The organism is Rossellomorea oryzaecorticis (genome assembly GCF_038405515.1).
Taxonomy (GTDB): domain Bacteria; phylum Bacillota; class Bacilli; order Bacillales; family Bacillaceae_B; genus Rossellomorea; species Rossellomorea oryzaecorticis_A.
The window spans coordinates 1-17,474 of record NZ_JBBYAF010000007.1; the positions used below are offsets into that span (position 1 = coordinate 1).

Here is a 17,474-nt window from a genome sequence, read left to right on the forward strand (position 1 = left end):
TTTGAGCCAGGCACAAAAGGGGTGATTTGAGCCAGGCACAAAAGGGGTGATTTGAGCCAGGCACAAAAGGGGTGATTTGAGCCAGGCACAAAAGGACTGGTTTGAGCCAGGCACAAAAGGGTCGAATTGAGCCAGGCACCATCCCCTCGACACCATCCCCCGGTCAATCACACCAATACAAGCCTGTTTCAATCAGGGCTCAATTCATTGGGGCAGGCGGCAAATTTCAGAATACAAAATAATTCATCTGGAGGAAATGAAGTGAAAGCACTCAAGACATTTGAAGACGAATTGCTTATGTTTTTGGAACGATTTGATCATGCCGTTCAGGGATTCACTTCTGAAGACGATGATGCTTTGGAATTGGAGAGAGTGGTCGATGAGTATTCCCGTTTCATACTCGACGATGCATACATAGAGAAATGGGGACAGCTTGAACGGAAGGGGGTCCCGAGCGAAGTTTATCTGCTGCGTAAGGCTTCGGCATTCGCTGTTGCCACCCTGGAGAAACATCGCGCCCATGCGCTTTTAAAAGGAAGGACTGGGAAGGCGGATTACTTTGAAAATATTGAATCGTGCATCGATGAAGAATTCGGAAGTTTCCAAGTAACGAGTGAATCGGTTGTCCTTCTTGTCGGATCCGGTTCTTTCCCGATGACTCCGCTTGTCATTGCGAGACGCACGGGGGCGAAGGTCCTCGGAATCGATATTGATGAAGAAGCGGTCACATTGGGACGCCGGGTTGTAGAGAGTCTTGGTTCGGGTCTTGATATCAGGCTCGAACAGAAGAGTGTGGAAGAACTAGAAAACTTGAGAGAAGTAACGCATATCATCTTCAGTTCTACAGTGGAAGTGAAATACGACCTGCTCGATCAGCTGCATGACTTGACGGGGGACGGGGTTGTCGTGTCGATGCGTTATGGGAATGGTCTTAAATCGCTGTTCAATTATCCTTCCGAGGAAGTGGATGCAGGGAAATGGATTACAGCAGGGAACGTGATCCGCCCTGATCAGATATTCGATCTATTCATTTACGAGAAAGCTTTACGGGGAGGGGTCCGATGAACAAGCGGGTATTATTTGCCGGGACGGGACCTGCTTCCGTGCAGCTTGCTGTGATGGTGAAAAACAGATTGGGCTGTAAGGTAGGGCTGGCAGGGAGGCAATCCTTCCGTTCGAGGGTTTTTTTTCAATCACTCGAGGTGAATCAGGATCACATTCTTGTGTCTGTTCAAAATCAGAAGAATGAGAGAATGATAGGGGAATGCAAGGTGGATCATGTATATCCCGGGTTTGAAACGGTGGAAGGCGGATGGGATGTCCTTGTGCTGGCAGTCACCACTGATGCTTATATTGATGTGCTTAAAGCAATCAAACCGGAAGTTTTGAAAAAGGTCCAGGCCATTGTACTTATTTCTCCTACATTCGGATCCAACAGCCTGGTTAAAAATTTCATGAGGCCGGTTAATGAAGAGGCGGAAGTCATCAGTTTTTCCACGTATCTAGGGGATACGCGCTGGGCAGAAGAGGAGCCCTCTCATCGGGTGATCACAACGGCCGTTAAGAAGAAGCTGTACATCGGTTCCAGCAGGCCATCGTCGCCTATCGTCCAGTCGCTTGCGGCACTGGGAAGGGAACTTGGCATTGAATTGGTCAAAATGCGGTCCCCGCTTGAAGCGGAGACGAGGAATATTTCCCTGTACGTCCATCCTCCCTTGTTCATGAATAAGTTTACGCTTCGGGCCATTTTTGAAGGGGACGGCCCCAAGAAGTATGTCTATAAACTTTTTCCTGAAGGTCCGATCACTCAGCAGCTGATCCGGGATATGCGTTCTCAGTGGCAGGAGATGATGAAGATCCTTGCGAAGCTTGGCATCGCTCCACTCAATCTTCTCCGGTTCATGACGGACGATACCTACCCGGTAAGACTTGAAAGCCTGCCTCGTCAGGACATCGAAAACTTTGAACAATTGCTGCCGATTCACCAGGAATATTTACTGTACGTACGCTACACCTCCTTGTTGGTCGATCCATTTTCGACTCCGGACGAGGAAGGGAGATACTTCGACTTCTCTGCAGTTCCGATTCGTAAAATGTTCATCAATCGGGAAGGTGAGCTCGATATCCCGAGAATGCCGAAAGAGGATTACTACCGGATCAAAATCATCCAGGGGATAGCCAGATATTTGCATGTTGCGTGCCCCTCCATAGACAAACTGATTGGGACATATGAGGCTAAATTGAAAGAAATGGCGCACATCCATCAGGAAGACAGGCGATCCGACGCATTCCTGGTCCCGGATTTTCGTGAAGATGTTGAACGGATCACGGGGGAGCTCGGGGCAGATGTTCCTGAAAGAGGGAACACTTTACAGAATAAAACGTAAGTACGCACGTCATTTACAATGAATTTTTAAAAAAGAAATCAAGATAAGGGAGAAAAAAATGAAAACATACAAACGATTTGCGTTGTTGTCTTTGACACTAGTGATCCTGACAGCCCTGGCTGCCTGCTCATCCAAAACGGAGGGAGGCTCAGGGGAGCATAGTGAAAAAAATGAACTGGTATATGCGACGGCAAAGGATATCAATGACATGAATCCGCATCTTTACACGGGCTCGATGCCTGCGCAGGGGAAAGTGTTCGAGTCGCTCGTGGAAAATACGGAAGACGGCATCAAACCGCTGCTTGCCCAATCATGGGAAATCTCAGAAGACGGTAAGGTGTATACGTTCCATCTGAGGAAAGGGGTCACCTTTCACGACGGGGAGCCATTCAATGCGAAAGCGGTAAAGAAGAATATCGAAGCCGTTCAACGCAATGCTGAAAAGCATGCCTGGATCAAGCTTTCGTCGAAAATCGACAGCGTCCGGACAACGGGAGAACATACAGTGGAACTTGTTTTAACAGAGCCTTATGATCCGGCGCTTGTCGAGCTTTCCATGACAAGACCATATGTGTTCCTGTCGCCGAACGATTTCAAAGACGGAGAAACGAAGAGCGGGGTCAAGGACTATAACGGAACAGGGCCATATATCCTGAAGGAACATAAGGTGGATGAGTACGCTGCATTTGAAGCGAACAAAGACTATTGGGATGGAGAGCCTTCCTTAAAGAAAATCACAGCAAAAGTGCTGCCTGCCGGTGAGACGACCTTCCTTGCCTTTCAAAAAGGGGAAATCAATTTCGCGTTCACTGATGACCGTGGTGCCGACAGTCTGAACAAGGAAGCAATGGATCAGTTAGTCGAAAGCGGTGATTATCAAGTGGTGAAAAGTGATCCGATGAATACGAAAATGATCGTTGCCAACAGCAGCCGCAAGAACTCACCTGTCAGTGACAAGGCCGTCCGTGAAGCCTTTTGGTATGCAATCGACAGGGAGACCATTACAAAAAAGATCCTGGAAGGAACCGAAACCGAAGCACATACCCTGTTCTCGTCGAACGTTAACTACGCTGATGTCGAGCTTGAAAAACGGGAATTCGATTTGGAAAAGGCAGGGGATATTCTCGATACTGCAGGCTGGAAGGATGTAAAAGAAGGATCCGTGCGCATGAAAGACGGCAAGCAGTTGGCCATGCACTTATACTATGACATCAATTCATCCTCGCAGAAGACACAGGCTGAATTCATTCAGAGTTCATTGAAGAAAATCGGGGTGAAGCTTGACCTCGTCGGGGAAGAATCTACATCCATTGCCAATAGACGGTCAACCGGGGAGTATGATCTTCTATTCAACCAGACATGGGGACTTGCCTATGATCCACAAAGCACAATCGCAGCATTCACTTCGGAAGCATCATATCTTCATACAACACAAGGCATTCAACAGGCGGATGAATTGTACGAGAAAATCGACGATGTGATGAGGGCGACCGACGAAGAAACAAAGAAAGCATTGTATAAAGATATCCTCACCATCGTCCACAAGGAAGCGGTCTTCATCCCGATCTCGAATGGAAGCATGACCGTGGTCGCACCGGCCGATATGAAAGGATTATCGTTCAAGCAGACGCAGTTCGAACTGCCATTTGAGAAAATGAGATTTGAATAGGGTGACAGCAGAGTCTGGTATCAGTCCCGTTCAATTCATAAAGATGACCCGGAATTCCGCCGGGTCATACCTCATTTTTAATATGAAAATCAGTGTAAGGGGAGTGTTGATATGGTTCGCTATATGATAAGGAGGCTGTTGATTTCCATCCCCGTCCTCTTCATCATTTCGTTCATCACCTTCGTACTGATGAATTTATCTCCGATGGACCCGGCGAAAGTCGTCCTGCAGGCACAGGGGGTCCCCGTCATTACTGGGGAGTTGATGGAACAGACGAGGGAGGAGCTTGGCATGGATCGGCCGTTTCTTATCCAGTATGCGGATTGGCTGTGGTCCTGTCTCCACCTGGACTTTGGGACATCCTTTGTAACGGGGCAGCCTGTTTGGGCACTTCTTGGACCTGCGTTTTTCAATACGTTGAAGCTGACGCTTGTATCTTCCTTCATGGTCGTTCTGTTTTCCATCCTTCTGGGCGTCATCTGCGCCCTTCGGGAAGGGAAAGCGCTGGATCAGTCGGTCAGGGGGATTTCCTTTTTCTTGACGGCGATGCCTTCTTATCTGCTTGCATCGTTGATGATCTGGTACTTTGCCGTGAAGCTTGACCTGTTCCCGACAAATGGGACGGGTTCGATAGGCAGTTACATCCTGCCCGTTACCGTTATTACTATAAGCTATGCAGGTATCTATTTCAGGGTGGTCCGGAGTTCGATGATCAGCAACATGAGAAAAGACTATGTGATGTACGGACGTGCTTGCGGGCTTAAGGAAAGGCATATCACGATGAGGATATTGCGCAATTCCCTGCAAGTGGCGATTTCTGTCTTCTGCATGGCGATTCCCATCATCCTTGGAAGCACGGTTGTGGTGGAGAATGTGTTCGCCTGGCCGGGGGTCGGGAGTCTCAGTGTCAAATCGATCGTCAGCCGCGATTTTCCGATCATACAGGCATACGTGCTGCTCGTAGCCGCGGCGTTCGTCTTGTTTAATGCATTATCGGATATCTTGAACGCTGTGATAAATCCAATGGTAAGGAATGATCTGTAATGACAAGGCTGAAACATTTAAGGAATGATCCTCTGGCAATGATATCGATTGTGATCATCCTGTTCACGATCATCTGCGGGATCTTCGCACCTTACATCGCCCCCCACGATCCTGAAGAAGTGAACATGAACCTGCGCTATGCCCCTCTTTCCTGGGAATACCTTCTCGGGAATGACCATTTGGGACGCTGCATCTTATCACGCATCATCTACGGAATCCGGCCGAGTGTACTGTGGGTCCTCGCAGCGCTTGTCGTGTCGGTGCTGATCGGGGCGGTGATCGGTTTCACGGCTGGATATTTCAGGGGGAAAGCGGATACCTTTCTCATGAGAATCTGCGATATCATGCTGTCGTTCCCCGGATATGTGATGGCGCTTGCCATCATCGGTGTGCTTGGAGTCGGCCTTGAAAACATCCTGATCGCCTTCATCACAATAAAGTGGGCATGGTTCGCGCGTATTATTCGCACCTCCGTCCGCCAGTTTGCAGAGGCGGATTATGTGAGGTATGCGAAAACGATCGGAAAGGGGCATATCGAGATCATGGTCAAGCACATCATCCCGGTGACATTCGCCGACATCGCTGTGATATCAAGCAGTTCAATTTCCTCGATGATCCTTCAAATCTCGGGATTCTCCTTTCTCGGACTCGGGGTCCAGGCACCGACGGCCGAATGGGGGATGATGCTTAATGAAGCGAGAGAGGTCATGTTTACCCGTCCGGAATTATTGCTCGCTCCGGGGGTTGCGATCATCCTCGTTGTCATGGCTTTTAATTTCTTCTCGGATGCGCTCCAGATTGCACTTGATCCTTCGACGCAGGAAAAGAAAAAGAACGTGAAGGGAAATTATCTATTGAAGAGACGGCTGAACCGTCATGAATCTACGCAGGCATAAGGAGGAGAACGTGACGTGACCATACTGAAAGTAACGGGCTTGACCATCCTGGATGAAAGGACGGGTGACACCCTGGTGAAAGACAGCTCTTTTCAATTGAAAAAAGGGACTTGCCTTGCCATCGCGGGAGAAAGTGGAAGCGGAAAGTCATTGACGTGCCGGGCGCTCATGAGGCTGAATCAACCTGGGCTTAAAGAAACGGGGACGATCCTGTTCAAAGGGGAGGATATCTCCCTTTTCACAAAAAAAGAGATGAGGAAAAAACGGGGCAGGGAAATCTATATGATCATGCAGAACGGCATGACCGCGTTCGATCCCTCAAGCGTCATCGGTGTGCACCTGAAGCAGGCGGCAGCCGAACATTTCGATTGGTCGGCTGAGGAAACGGAGAGAAAGCTTCATTGGGCATTGGAAAGTGTGTTATTGAAGAATCCTGGTGAAGTGATGAACCATTATCCCCACCAACTTTCCGGGGGGATGATGCAAAGGGTGATGATTGCCCTTGCCCTCGTCCTTGAACCAGACCTGATCATTGCGGACGAACCGACAACGGCACTAGATGCGATCACTCAATATGAAGTGATGAACGAGCTCTCCCGCTTACGGGAAAGAATTGGCTGTTCGATGATTTTTGTCTCTCATGACCTCGCCATGGTAAGGAAAATCGCGGATGAGCTGCTCGTGATGAAGGAAGGGGAAATTGTCGAGTGCGGCACGGTAGAATCGGTCTTCCGCAAGCCAAAGAATGACTATACCTCGTATCTGATTTCGACGAGGCAGGCTTTGAGCGATCATTTTACAAGCTTAATGGGGAGTCGTGAACAATGCTGAAGGTTGAACATGTAGTCAAATCGTATAAACAGGGGGGGCTCTTTTCCCAAGAGAAGAAACAAGTGCTTAACGGGGTCAGCTTTCAAAGCCTGCCGGGCGAATGCCTTGGGATCATTGGTGAAAGCGGCAGCGGTAAATCGACCCTTGGGCGGCTCCTGATTGGAATCGAGAAGCCAGATCAAGGGACCGTCCTAATGGATGGTGCCGATGTATCGAAACGTAAAATACGAGCAGGGAAAATGAGTGCCGTCTTTCAGGATTATAAATCGTCCATCAACCCTTTTTTTACAGTGGAAGAAGCAATCATGGAACCGCTCGGCAGGAATGGGGAGACCAATAAGGTGGAAACCCTGCTGAAAGAAGTCGGCCTGCCGCCTTCTTACAGACAAAAATATCCCCATGAACTATCTGGGGGAGAAGTTCAAAGGGTCTGCATCGCCAGGGCTGTTGCTGCCGAACCCCGGTGTATCCTTTTGGATGAAGCCATCAGCTCCCTGGATGTGTCCGTCCAGCTGCAAGTCCTGGATCTCTTACGGACCTTGAAGGAACGCAGGAGGATGAGTTACGTGTTCATCACTCATGACATCCAGGCAGCCGCTTATCTGTGCGACCGCATCATCTTTTTCCGGGATGGACGGATCGAAGAGATTACAGAGACCCGGCAGTTGAAAAATGTGAAGTCCGATTATGCGAAAAAGCTGCTGGGTGCGCTCGTGATGGTGTAGCAGCGGCGGCTGCAAGTCAAGAACATCTAGAGTCGAAGGGGAGGGCTGTCCGGCAAGGTGCCCTCTCTTTCTAAAAGAAGGAGGGAGCAATGTGAAGGGAGCTTTATCATGGCCCTTTTTACGATTATACATATTAGTACTATTTTACTTCAGTGCAAACGCCATCCTGAACGTGCTGATTCCGCTGCAGGGAAAAGAGTGGGGCGCGAGCAATACGGCGATTGGCTTGGTGATGGGGGCGTATTTATTCACTACCATGTTCTTCCGGCCCTGGGCTGGAAGGATCATTCAGAAGCACGGTCCCATAAAGGTGCTCCGTATCATTCTCGTCCTGAACGGTATTGCCTTGGCGATTTACGCCGTATCAGGATTGGGTGGGTATGTACTGGCACGGATCCTGCAAGGTGTGTCGACTGCCTTCTTCTCTATGGCGCTCCAAATCGGCATCATCGACGCACTTCCTGAAAAAGATCGTTCTCAGGGGATTTCCCTTTATTCATTGTTCTCCTATATTCCCGGGATTCTCGGTCCATTGGCGGCTGTCGCCATCTGGCAGGAAGGGATGGATTCCTTCGGCTGGGTGATGATCGGGATCGCTGTCGTCACCGGTATTGTCGGGTATAGTGCAAAGATGGAAAGTGGGGAAGCTGAGGAACAGTCGGGTAACACAGAGAGGGGACATGTGCTGGCATCTTTCGGGCAATTAGTAAAGAATCCGTTCCTATTCAAATGCAGTGTGCTTATGCTTGCATCGTCTATTGTATTCGGGGCGTTCACCACGTTCATCCCGCTCTACGCCCTTCAACTGGATGGCGGCAGTGCCGGGGTCTTCCTAATGATGCAGGCGGCGACTGTCGTACTGGCGCGTTTCACATTGAGAAAGCATGTCCCTTCTGACGGAAAATGGCACCCGGTATTTGTGATGGGAACATTCCTCCTGCTCGCCCTCTCCGCGCAGTCCGTCAGCTTTTCCTCCACTGGCGGCGCAGCCTATTTCTATGCAGCGGCCATCGGGATCGGGGTGGCTCAGGCCTTGATTTATCCAACCCTCACAACCTACCTGACCTTTGTTCTCCCCAAGGCGGACCGAAACGTTTTACTTGGGCTGTTCATCGCAACGGCCGATCTTGGCGTTTCCATGGGAGGCGTCATCATGGGTCCGATAGCCGACTTGACGTCATACTCAAAGATGTATATGGTGTGTGCGGGATTAGGGGTGATGATGGTTGGTTTTTCTTATTGGGGCCGGAATGAAAACGTGTAGCTCATCATCCATGTTATTGATAAACATGGAAGCGTCCTTTCCTAAGTCAAAACAAAAAACGAGAAAAGAGCTTGCCAATCATAAGGATAATGGGAAGATGAACGGGTATAGTAGTATACACGTCAATTTCCTTATGAAAGGGGATGTTCTTATGAAAATATATACAATTGGTCACTCGGTTCATTCCGAGGAACATTTCCTAAAGATGCTGGAGACCGTCGGAATCAGGTGCGTAGCGGATATCCGCGCCTTTCCAGCCAGCCGAAAGCACCCGCAGTTTAAGAAGGAAAACATGGAGAAGTGGCTGGGGGAAGCGGGCATCGGGTATCGTCATTTTCCTCAGCTCGGAGGCAGGAGGAGCCTGTCGGGGCATACAGGTGAAGACCTGAATGCCGGATGGAACAACAGGTCCTTTCACAATTATGCGGATTACACCCTGACGGATGAGTTCAAAGGGGGCCTTGACGAATTGAAGGAACAGGCATCGGGGACCAGTCTGGTCTATATGTGCTCTGAACGCCATCCTGCCAGATGCCACCGTCTGCTCATCAGCAACTTGCTGAAAGCACAGGGATGGGATGTCCGCCATATCATCGATGATTCAAATGGCCAGTCTGAACTGATCCCTCATGAACTCGGAAAATGGGGGGCCATGCCGATCATTGAAGAAGACGGCACGGTCGTGTATCCTGAGCTGGATGGGTAATTTTCGTCATCATAAGACAGGTGAGGGCTTCCTGTTCCGTATTAAGTCCTTCGGTGTGTGTAATCATTTGATGGCCCGTGGGGCTTTTTGAATGAGGGAAATTAAGGTCCACCTTTTCCCCGACATATGATACTATCTCAATAAGAAGAACAAGTGCAGTACAGGAGGCAACCATGCCAAAAACGAAATACATAGAAATTTATCAAGACCTGAAACATAAAATTGAACAGAATATTTATGAGTATCAACAGCTGCTGCCTTCGGAGAATACGCTCGTGAAGGAGTACGACTGCTCGCGGAATACGGTGCGGCGGGCGATCGGGAACCTGGTGAGCGAGGGGTATGTGCAGACGAAGCACGGTCAGGGTGCACGTGTGATTTATCAGGATTTCAAGCAGAATGAGTATATGTTCGGGGAGACGGAGACGTTCAAGGAATTTGCCCTCAGGAATCATAAGAAGCATGAGACGAAGGTGATTGTGTTTGAGGAGCTGACGGTGGATGAGGAGCTCCATGCGCATACGCTGATCCCGGTCGGGGTTGAGGTGTATCATCTGAAGCGGGTCCGTTATCTCGAAGGAAACCCGGTGATCATGGACTACAATTATTTCCGGAAAGATGTCGTGAAGGGGCTCACAGTTGGGATTGCAGAGGACTCGATTTACGAGTATCTGGATCGTGAACTCGATCAGCGGGCGGTCACGGCGAAGCGGAAGATGGTGGTGGAACGGACGACGGAAGCGGATGAAACGTATTTGAAGCTGGACGGTTTCAACAGCGTTGTCGTGGTGACGAGCCATATCTTCAATGCGGACGGTGTGATGTTCGAGCATACGCAGTCGCGGCATACGCCGGGGAATTTTGTGTTTTTTGATCAAACTCAAAGAAAGTAAAAAAGTGTACGAGAACCAGTTCTCGTACACTTTTTTTGGATTATTGAGCGAGCTTCGCAGCCAGGTGAATAAATACACTCGACGTCCATGTATGGGCAAGATCTCTCAATCCCTCACCGGTTTCTGCATGAAAATTCTCTGCGAATCCGCCATGCTTGCAAAGCTCAAGGAATTTCCAGGCGACGTCTTTCGCCAGTTCATGTTCCCCGCATTCTTCAAAAGCTTCCACAAACAGTAGGGTCGTCGGAGCCCAGATCGGTCCGCGCCAGTAGGCATCTTCTTCATAAAGAGGGCTGTCGATTGCTTCCGAAGCAATTCCCCACTTGGTCAAGTAGCGTTCGCTGCTCAGTGTGTCGATCATTTTTTTTCGGGCAGCTTCCGGCAGTTTGTCTGCAAGGATGATTGACACAAGCGGCAGGTAACCTTGGCTCTCAATCACTTTGCCGTCCCGTGTGAAGCGGGCGACGGGCAGGTCATCTACTAAGAAGTAGTCGCAGAATTTCTTAGTGTATCTGTCCGCTTCTTTTTCCCAATGGTTTTGATCCTGTGTACGTCCAAGTTTTCCTGCCACGACCGCAAGCATGTCCATCGACTTGATCAGGAACGCGGTCAGGTCGGGTGAATCGATGATGTCGGCATCCCTGAACACGGTGCTGTTGTCCTGGCCGGAATCATTGCCGTGATGGTATTCGCAGATGCCGTCGCGGTTGAAATCCTTGTAGTGAAGATAGAATTCTACGTGTCTCTTAATCTGAGAAAAGATGGTCTCCAATTGGTCGGTGGAGAGCGTCATGTTTTCCATCATCTTCAGTACGAACAAACCTTGCACCGGCGGCTTGGAGAAGTTCCAGCGAATGGTCGAGTCACTGACGGATCCCGGGATCTGTCCTTGGTCGTCCTGGTGGTCGAAAAGAAGCTGGATCTGATCCCAGGCGAGCTGATCGTCGACACCGGCAAGGGCCAGTCCGTTGAAGGCATTGTCCCAGCTCCATACACCTGGGAAGTTCGCATTCGACATGTACATCGCTTTTCGTTTTAACAATCCTTGCTCATTGACGATGCAGGTCCAGTTCAGGTACGCGGCTTCTCTCAATGTCTGTTCATAGCCCTCGGGCACAGTTGATTGCTTTTCCAAGAATGATAGGAAATGATTCGTGCTTTTATCGATTGCTGCTTCAAAGGAATATTCCCTCTCTTCAGGGAATCCGCCATTGGTCGGCACGTCTTCGATGACACATAGGAAATCCACAGCACCGTCAAGCTGGGTAATGTGTATGGAGGACAGGTTGTCCGCCTCGACCGTGCTTCCGACTGAGTCCATGAAGACATTCTGCTGAAGGGAGACATTGCCATTCGGGGCAAAGATCATGTACTTGGTGAGATTCTTGTAGCTGTTGATCAGGCAGAACTCTTCACCGGGATTGCCTAATAGATAGTTATATTCGAAGTTGAAGACGGGCTGGGTGTCGAGGATGAGCCCGACGTTGTCACCTGTCCCTTTTACAAAAATACGCTCGGAATCTTCGAAACACAGTTGAAGTTCCCCGCCCTCGAATGAAAGGGAGATGCGGAATTCGTCTGCTTCATATGTGTAAGGAACGGGTTTTCCGTTCACTGCCGGGATAACCTTTAGGGCATTTTGGTGCTGCTTTGATTTCCCCCGAACCGAGTTCAGGTACAAGCCATTATTTTCAGGCGTTTCGCTTTCCTGGAAGGTGAGGGCCATATAAGAACCGAAATGGCTCATCGGTGTGATTGTGATATCCATGTTGAACGCTCCTTTTTTCAAAATAGTCTTGACAATGATTGATAACAATTTATACTGTACTATAACGAACTTGTTTAAACAAGTTGAAAATTTATGAAAGCGATTTATTGAGGAGGTCGTGAGGATGGGCTTTAAAGAGAATGTTGCTGACATTATAAAGAATATAGGCGGCGCGGAGAACGTCAACAGTGCTTCGCATTGTGTCACAAGGCTCCGTTTGGTGCTGGTGGATGAGAGTTTGGTAGATAAAGAAGCATTGGAAGAAAATGAACTTGTGAAAGGGACGTTCACGGCGAGCGGTCAATTCCAGGTGATCATCGGTCCGGGCATGATTGAAAGGGTTTACAATGAGTTTGTCACGCAAACCGGTGCGGAGGCCGTGACGAAGGACGACATGAAGAAGGAAGTAGCCGAGAAGGGGAATGTCATCCAGAAGGGTGTCCGGGTGCTTGCTGATATCTTTATCCCGATCCTGCCGGCGATTGTTGCGGCCGGATTGCTGCTCGGGCTGAATAATATGCTTGCGAATCCGGGCATCTTCTATGATGAAAAATCATTGCTCGACGTTCACACGGGCTGGACAGGCTTTGCCGAGTTCATCAATGTGATTGCGAATACAGCGTTTACATTCCTGCCGGTGCTCATTGCCTGGTCGGCTGCGAAGAAATTCGGCGGAAGCCCGCTGCTCGGGATCGTGCTTGGTTTGTTATTAGTTCACCCCTCACTGATGTCCGCTTACGCGTATGCGGAAAATCCGGGAGACGTTGAATACTGGAGCCTGTTCGGTTGGGACATTGCGAAGATCGGCTATCAGGGACAGGTACTGCCGGTCATTTTTGCGACATGGATCTTGACCTGGTCGGAAAAACAATTGAAGCGTTTCATTCATGATAATTTACAGATGATTTTTGTGGCACCTCTTGCATTGGTGTTCGCAGGGCTTTTGACGTTCGGGGTCATCGGACCGATCACGATGACTGGTTCGAACTGGATTACGGACGGCATTCTGTATCTATTTGAAGTGTCACCTGCATTTGCCGGTGCCGTGTACGGATTCATCTCCGGTCCGCTTGTCATCACAGGGATGCACCACATCTTCTTGGGCGTCAACCTGCAGATGGCGGGAACGCTCGGCTACGTAACGTTATGGCCGATCGGGGAAACCGTCACACTCGCACAGGGTGCTGCTGCGTTGACGATGTTCTTCATCATTAAGCAGAACAAGAAATTGAAAGGTGTTTCTTTGACAGCAACACTATCTGCGTGGCTCGGGGTAACAGAACCGGCCATCTACGGAATCAACCTCCGCTTCCGCTATCCGTTCATCGCAGTCATGATCGGAAGCGCGATCGGAAGTGCGTACCTCGCAGCACAAGGAGTGAAAGCGACATCAGTCGGGGTCGGCGGCTTGTTATCGTTCCTGTCTGTTTATCCGGAACACTGGGCTTTCTATTTTACCGGAATGGCGATTACGTTTGTGATCACGGTTGGATTGACGTTCGGGTTCTTCAAGAGTAATTTCTTCAAGGCCGGGAAGACGGCTGATGGGAAAGCCGGTGCTGGGAGTGGTGCTGGTGTGAAGGGAGAGAAGAAGTTGAAGGCAGAGAATGCTTCGGTTTGATGATTTTCTAGGAGGTACCCAGTGATGGGGCCTCTTTTTTTGGTTGTAAAGTGCCGAGAGGGGTGACTCGACACTTGACCTTTTAATTCAGTTTGTATTGTGGGAGGTGAATCTGATTTTGGGGGTAATACACTCGAATTGGGCTTGATACTTTGATAGAGGACTCTTGATAGAGTGAAAATAGGGGATTGAGGTAGGTGGAGATGGAAGAGAATTGGTTATTTTTTGATATTGGTTGTTAATCTTCGAAATGAAGTCGATAATCTTTTAATTTCCACCTTTAATTTTTGAATTTACCCGATTATTCTTTCGATTCTGCGAATATTTCCACCACTTACCAATAATATCCAAAATGGACACATAAAAATCGGAAAGAGGCCGCTTGTGATTGTATAACTTAGATTACGCCGGAAAGAGCGCAAACCTTAAAAAATGCAGGATACAAAACGGTGGGCAGGTATCTGACGAATGCCAGCGCAACCGGTCTGAATAATAAATCATCTTCCGCTTTAAGCCGGATTACTTAAAAATTCAGCCATGAATTCCATGATTAAAACAAAAACAATGAGACTGAGCGGGAAGAAATTTACGACTAGGATCAAGATTCTTTTGGCCAGCTTTTCTTTGCTGAACATGGACACAATACTTAATGGAATACCAATCAAAGGAACTAAAAAAACGCCAGTAAAGTAAAGATGCGGAGGACAGGTTGTATGCTGTCGCCGGCAGTTATAGATGACAGAAATAAGGAAATCGGTAAAATAATAATGGTTAGTAGGGCGGTCACAAACGAAAACGTTGTAAATATTTTTAAATTTTTCCTTTCCAATCTAATCACCTCGCTGGAAATAAATTATAGCAGGACCAGGAGGGACAGGTACAGTGGTTCACTTTTTGGACCGGTGTACCTGTCCCTCTGATTACCTCCCTCTGGCTCCCTCTGGTTACAAATAAGGGAGGTTTTTCTCGTTAACCTTCAGAATAGGGCTAGGTTCTAGGGGTATAAGGGAAGTTTTTCCCGTTAAGGCAAGTGAAATGGTTCATTTTCATGCTTTTGGAGTGAATAGGGGAAATTTTTCCCTCTATTTACTCTGTTTTTAATTTATCAGTGACTGGGCCCATGCAATGAGTACAGGTGATACAAGCTCAGTGGAAAGAATAGCAGAAGATTATGTGGCTTTTTTTAAGAGTGGATATGAAAAGCCTGTTTTTTTCACCAAAGACGAAGCTATAAACGGGTTGAAACAATCGGTTAAGCAATTCTTAGGTGCTGAAAAGAAGTTTGAAAATCGAGTGATCCGACTGAGGAATAAGGAAAACGCTGTAGTGTTTTACGAACAATTGATTGTAAAAGATGAGAAGGTATCGGCACGATTATTTACAATATAACCGGTTCCAATTGGAATCGGCTTAGATTTATTCATCAACAGACAATAAACAAATTCTTCATATTTTTCTCCATCCCTGCGCACGATATAAACAAAACACAAAGGGTGGTGAATGTATGTCCAAGCAGAAGAATAAGGACCGCAAGAATAATAAAGCGATGCCGAAGACCGATGTGGAATTTGCTCAAAATGGTCTTGAGAAGCTGGCGTTGAAGACGGAGGAAAGAGAGAATAAGTAAAGAGTGACGTTTTTAAAATTGGCTCTGTTAAAGTTTAAAGTTGATATTGAGAGAAAAAACATAACTTCCGTAAAAATGGAAGTTATGTTTGGTTTGATTGTCTTATTGAAGTAATGCCTCATTTAGTTATACATAAAGACTTACACATTAATTGAATCTTATATAAATAATGAATTATTTCTTACCTTTTAGTTCTAAAAGTATCGGTGCTATATTTAGTAAGATAGAAACAATTGTCAAAAACCATAATGCCCTTGCCATACCAGGTACTACATCAGATAAGGCCGCCCAATCTTCCGCTTTTACCCACCGAGATACATAACTGTAATCTGCACAAAGTGTTAATGCTGTAAATGATAATCCCATCGCCATAGCAAGCTTATAATCCTTTCCTGCTGCATACATATAAAGGTTTATAAAAGTTACTATTATTGCAATAACCCCAAATATTATCCACATAACTATTCCCCCATATCCTTTTGTGATTTCTTATTGAACAAACATGCCTGTTTATGGAATACCTATTATTTCCAATTTTATCATACAAATCCTTATCTGTTTTTCTAAGAAGATAAAAGATTACAATATTACTATTATTTTACATATAGTATGGTAAACTATCCAAAGGAAATTATTTGTTACGTTCCAACAAGAAGCAGGGAAGGGGAAATGTGTGAGATGGAATTCAGGGGTTCACGTGCATATGATCAAGAAGGTTTCTATTCGAGCTATATGAAACGCCGGGACCGGAAAGACAGTCCCAACAATGCAATCGAGGGTCCGATCATCAATGAGCTTTTAGGCGATGTTCAGCAAAAAGACATCCTGGACTTGGGCTGCGGGGATGCTTCATTTGGTAATGATTTATTAGAGCGGGGTGCAGCTTCTTATACCGGAGTAGAAGGTTCTGAACAAATGGCGCAAGCTGCAGAGCGGAATATGACTGATAAAAATGGGACGATCATTCGCGAGAATATGGAATCGTACCCTTACCCGGCGCACGCCTTCGATATCGTCACTTCCCGCTTTGCCATCCACTATGTCCAGGATATTCATACATTGTTTCAACACGTACATGAATCATTAAAAGAAAATGGGACGTTTGTGTTCAGCGTCCAGCATCCCCTTACCACTTCATCATTCGCAAGCAAACAAACAGGTGACAGGCGCGGAAACTGGATTGTGGATAACTATTTTCTTGAAGGGGAAAGAAAGGAGCCGTGGATCGATCAGGTTGTGGTGAAGTATCACCGGACGATCGAGCAGTATTTTCGGACACTTACTGCATGCGGTTTTACAGTCATGGATTTGCGGGAAGGGACGCCAAGACGGGACCATTTCAGCAGTGGGGAAGAGTTTACCAGACGGCAGAGGATTCCGGTTGTGCTCGCTTTTTCTTGCAGGAAGCTGAAGGGTTGAAAAGAACAATCAATTGATGGATGCCTGTTTCCGATAAATGAAAGATTCACGATACTTGGCGGCAGGCACAATAGTATGGAGGGGAGGTTTGCCAATGAATCGTTACGTAGTCCTGTTCGGACTTGGAGTGGTTTTTCTTCTTTTTTCTAGTGTGGCAACCTGGTATGAAGGAGCAGAAGTAGTGGATAGACCGTTCGAATGGAAGTATTCAACTCCTTTTTCAGGCGAAGTACTTAAAAGAAGTGATATTTTACAACTGGATTACTTTGTATATGCAGTGAAGTTTAAACCGACATTCCCGATTGTCATGGCACTATGCAGCATCTATCTATTAATTGTGACTGGCCATTATTTTTTGAAAAACAGGAAACGTTTATTTATCGGTTATGTTTCTTTGATTGCCGCATTTCTGTTTATCTTAGGTTGGTTGATGTTTTCCTCCACTACCGGAGGAGCCCGAACATTGTCGTATGTGTTGTTATCCAGCGGGGCTCTTTGTTTGGTGATTTCCATTCTGTATCATTTTGATCCTTATAAACGAGGACTGGTCTCTGTTAAAAAGTAGGTTGATTTACAGCGGAACTTGTTATTTTGTTAAAATCAGCATGAGTGATCGAAAAGTCC

Annotated in this window: 17 protein-coding genes and 1 pseudogene; 16 read left to right on the plus strand and 2 right to left on the minus strand. The window is 47.4% G+C overall.

The features are described 5' to 3' along the window. Positions 1-261 precede the first annotated feature (261 nt). The 10 genes from AAEO50_RS05025 (at position 262) to AAEO50_RS05070 (ending at position 10,415) form a co-directional block, all read left to right on the plus strand. Entirely contained in the window at positions 262-1,065 is an 804-nt protein-coding gene (locus tag AAEO50_RS05025; protein WP_341981144.1) for a nicotianamine synthase family protein, read from the plus strand. Next, the gene (locus AAEO50_RS05030; protein WP_341981145.1) at positions 1,062-2,387 is read left to right on the plus strand and encodes an opine metallophore biosynthesis dehydrogenase; all 1,326 of its coding nucleotides are present in this window, start codon (positions 1,062-1,064) and stop codon (positions 2,385-2,387) included. The genes AAEO50_RS05025 and AAEO50_RS05030 overlap by 4 nt, the downstream gene beginning before the upstream one ends. Before the next feature lie 58 nt (positions 2,388-2,445). Beyond that, complete coding sequence (cntA, locus tag AAEO50_RS05035; protein ID WP_341981147.1) at positions 2,446-4,056, plus strand: staphylopine-dependent metal ABC transporter substrate-binding lipoprotein; 1,611 nt, start codon at positions 2,446-2,448, stop codon at positions 4,054-4,056. Positions 4,057-4,167: 111 nt separating this feature from the next. Then, positions 4,168-5,100, plus strand: coding sequence for a nickel/cobalt ABC transporter permease (gene opp1B / locus AAEO50_RS05040; protein WP_341981150.1), 933 nt, complete (start codon positions 4,168-4,170; stop codon positions 5,098-5,100). After that, the gene (cntC, locus tag AAEO50_RS05045; RefSeq protein ID WP_341981151.1) at positions 5,100-5,996 is read left to right on the plus strand and encodes a staphylopine uptake ABC transporter permease subunit CntC; all 897 of its coding nucleotides are present in this window, start codon (positions 5,100-5,102) and stop codon (positions 5,994-5,996) included. Before opp1B ends, cntC begins: the two co-directional genes overlap by 1 nt. Positions 5,997-6,011: 15 nt before the next feature. Beyond that, the gene (gene cntD / locus AAEO50_RS05050) at positions 6,012-6,827 is read left to right on the plus strand and encodes a staphylopine uptake ABC transporter ATP-binding protein CntD (protein WP_341981152.1); all 816 of its coding nucleotides are present in this window, start codon (positions 6,012-6,014) and stop codon (positions 6,825-6,827) included. Continuing rightward, the gene (locus tag AAEO50_RS05055) at positions 6,821-7,552 is read left to right on the plus strand and encodes an ABC transporter ATP-binding protein (protein ID WP_341981154.1); all 732 of its coding nucleotides are present in this window, start codon (positions 6,821-6,823) and stop codon (positions 7,550-7,552) included. Before cntD ends, AAEO50_RS05055 begins: the two co-directional genes overlap by 7 nt. A gap of 91 nt (positions 7,553-7,643) precedes the next feature. Further along, positions 7,644-8,816, plus strand: coding sequence for a staphylopine family metallophore export MFS transporter CntE (gene cntE, locus AAEO50_RS05060; protein WP_341981156.1), 1,173 nt, complete (start codon positions 7,644-7,646; stop codon positions 8,814-8,816). Further along, the gene (locus AAEO50_RS05065; protein ID WP_341981158.1) at positions 8,803-9,522 is read left to right on the plus strand and encodes a DUF488 domain-containing protein; all 720 of its coding nucleotides are present in this window, start codon (positions 8,803-8,805) and stop codon (positions 9,520-9,522) included. Before cntE ends, AAEO50_RS05065 begins: the two co-directional genes overlap by 14 nt. Positions 9,523-9,695: 173 nt before the next feature. Further along, positions 9,696-10,415 (plus strand): UTRA domain-containing protein, encoded by a 720-nt coding sequence (locus AAEO50_RS05070; RefSeq protein ID WP_341981161.1) that lies wholly within the window; start codon positions 9,696-9,698, stop codon positions 10,413-10,415. A 40-nt stretch (positions 10,416-10,455) separates the two neighbouring features. Here the strand turns inward: AAEO50_RS05070 and AAEO50_RS05075 are convergent, their stop codons facing one another. Then, positions 10,456-12,183, minus strand: coding sequence for an amylo-alpha-1,6-glucosidase (locus AAEO50_RS05075; RefSeq protein ID WP_341981163.1), 1,728 nt, complete (start codon positions 12,181-12,183; stop codon positions 10,456-10,458). A 124-nt stretch (positions 12,184-12,307) separates the two neighbouring features. Here AAEO50_RS05075 and AAEO50_RS05080 point away from each other — a divergent pair, with 124 nt between their 5' ends. The 4 genes and pseudogenes from AAEO50_RS05080 (at position 12,308) to AAEO50_RS05095 (ending at position 15,431) form a co-directional block, all read left to right on the plus strand. Continuing rightward, positions 12,308-13,804: a PTS transporter subunit EIIC gene (locus AAEO50_RS05080; protein ID WP_341981165.1), complete on the plus strand. Its 1,497-nt coding sequence runs from the start codon at positions 12,308-12,310 to the stop codon at positions 13,802-13,804. A 365-nt stretch (positions 13,805-14,169) separates the two neighbouring features. Then, positions 14,170-14,301, plus strand: a pseudogene (locus AAEO50_RS05085) (hypothetical protein); the annotation flags it as partial. Positions 14,302-14,929: 628 nt separating this feature from the next. Next, entirely contained in the window at positions 14,930-15,193 is a 264-nt protein-coding gene (locus tag AAEO50_RS05090) for a hypothetical protein (RefSeq protein ID WP_341981167.1), read from the plus strand. A 115-nt stretch (positions 15,194-15,308) separates the two neighbouring features. Next, positions 15,309-15,431 carry a hypothetical protein gene (locus AAEO50_RS05095; protein ID WP_341981169.1) on the plus strand — a complete coding sequence of 41 codons (123 nt, stop codon included), beginning with the start codon at positions 15,309-15,311 and terminating at the stop codon, positions 15,429-15,431. Between the two features lie 174 nt (positions 15,432-15,605). Here the strand turns inward: AAEO50_RS05095 and AAEO50_RS05100 are convergent, their stop codons facing one another. Continuing rightward, entirely contained in the window at positions 15,606-15,890 is a 285-nt protein-coding gene (locus tag AAEO50_RS05100; RefSeq protein WP_341981171.1) for a hypothetical protein, read from the minus strand. Between the two features lie 219 nt (positions 15,891-16,109). Here AAEO50_RS05100 and AAEO50_RS05105 point away from each other — a divergent pair, with 219 nt between their 5' ends. Then, positions 16,110-16,850 (plus strand): class I SAM-dependent methyltransferase, encoded by a 741-nt coding sequence (locus AAEO50_RS05105; protein WP_341981173.1) that lies wholly within the window; start codon positions 16,110-16,112, stop codon positions 16,848-16,850. Between the two features lie 94 nt (positions 16,851-16,944). Continuing rightward, on the plus strand, positions 16,945-17,415 hold the full coding sequence (locus AAEO50_RS05110; protein ID WP_341981175.1) for a DUF4306 domain-containing protein: 471 nt from the start codon (positions 16,945-16,947) through the stop codon (positions 17,413-17,415). Positions 17,416-17,474 lie beyond the last annotated feature (59 nt).

Excerpts from the sequence above, each read along its gene's own strand:
- AAEO50_RS05030 (WP_341981145.1), top strand. The coding sequence starts at position 1,062 with ATGAACAAGCGGGTATTATTTGCCGGGACGGGACCTGCTTCCGTGCAG.
- cntA (WP_341981147.1), top strand. The coding sequence starts at position 2,446 with ATGAAAACATACAAACGATTTGCGTTGTTGTCTTTGACACTAGTGATC.
- opp1B (WP_341981150.1), top strand. The coding sequence starts at position 4,168 with ATGGTTCGCTATATGATAAGGAGGCTGTTGATTTCCATCCCCGTCCTC.
- cntC (WP_341981151.1), top strand. The coding sequence starts at position 5,100 with ATGACAAGGCTGAAACATTTAAGGAATGATCCTCTGGCAATGATATCG.
- AAEO50_RS05055 (WP_341981154.1), top strand. The coding sequence starts at position 6,821 with ATGCTGAAGGTTGAACATGTAGTCAAATCGTATAAACAGGGGGGGCTC.
- AAEO50_RS05065 (WP_341981158.1), top strand. The coding sequence starts at position 8,803 with ATGAAAACGTGTAGCTCATCATCCATGTTATTGATAAACATGGAAGCG.
- AAEO50_RS05070 (WP_341981161.1), top strand. The coding sequence starts at position 9,696 with ATGCCAAAAACGAAATACATAGAAATTTATCAAGACCTGAAACATAAA.
- AAEO50_RS05075 (WP_341981163.1), bottom strand. The coding sequence starts at position 12,183 with ATGGATATCACAATCACACCGATGAGCCATTTCGGTTCTTATATGGCC.
- AAEO50_RS05080 (WP_341981165.1), top strand. The coding sequence starts at position 12,308 with ATGGGCTTTAAAGAGAATGTTGCTGACATTATAAAGAATATAGGCGGC.
- AAEO50_RS05090 (WP_341981167.1), top strand. The coding sequence starts at position 14,930 with ATGAGTACAGGTGATACAAGCTCAGTGGAAAGAATAGCAGAAGATTAT.
- AAEO50_RS05095 (WP_341981169.1), top strand. The coding sequence starts at position 15,309 with ATGTCCAAGCAGAAGAATAAGGACCGCAAGAATAATAAAGCGATGCCG.
- AAEO50_RS05100 (WP_341981171.1), bottom strand. The coding sequence starts at position 15,890 with ATGTGGATAATATTTGGGGTTATTGCAATAATAGTAACTTTTATAAAC.
- AAEO50_RS05105 (WP_341981173.1), top strand. The coding sequence starts at position 16,110 with ATGGAATTCAGGGGTTCACGTGCATATGATCAAGAAGGTTTCTATTCG.
- AAEO50_RS05110 (WP_341981175.1), top strand. The coding sequence starts at position 16,945 with ATGAATCGTTACGTAGTCCTGTTCGGACTTGGAGTGGTTTTTCTTCTT.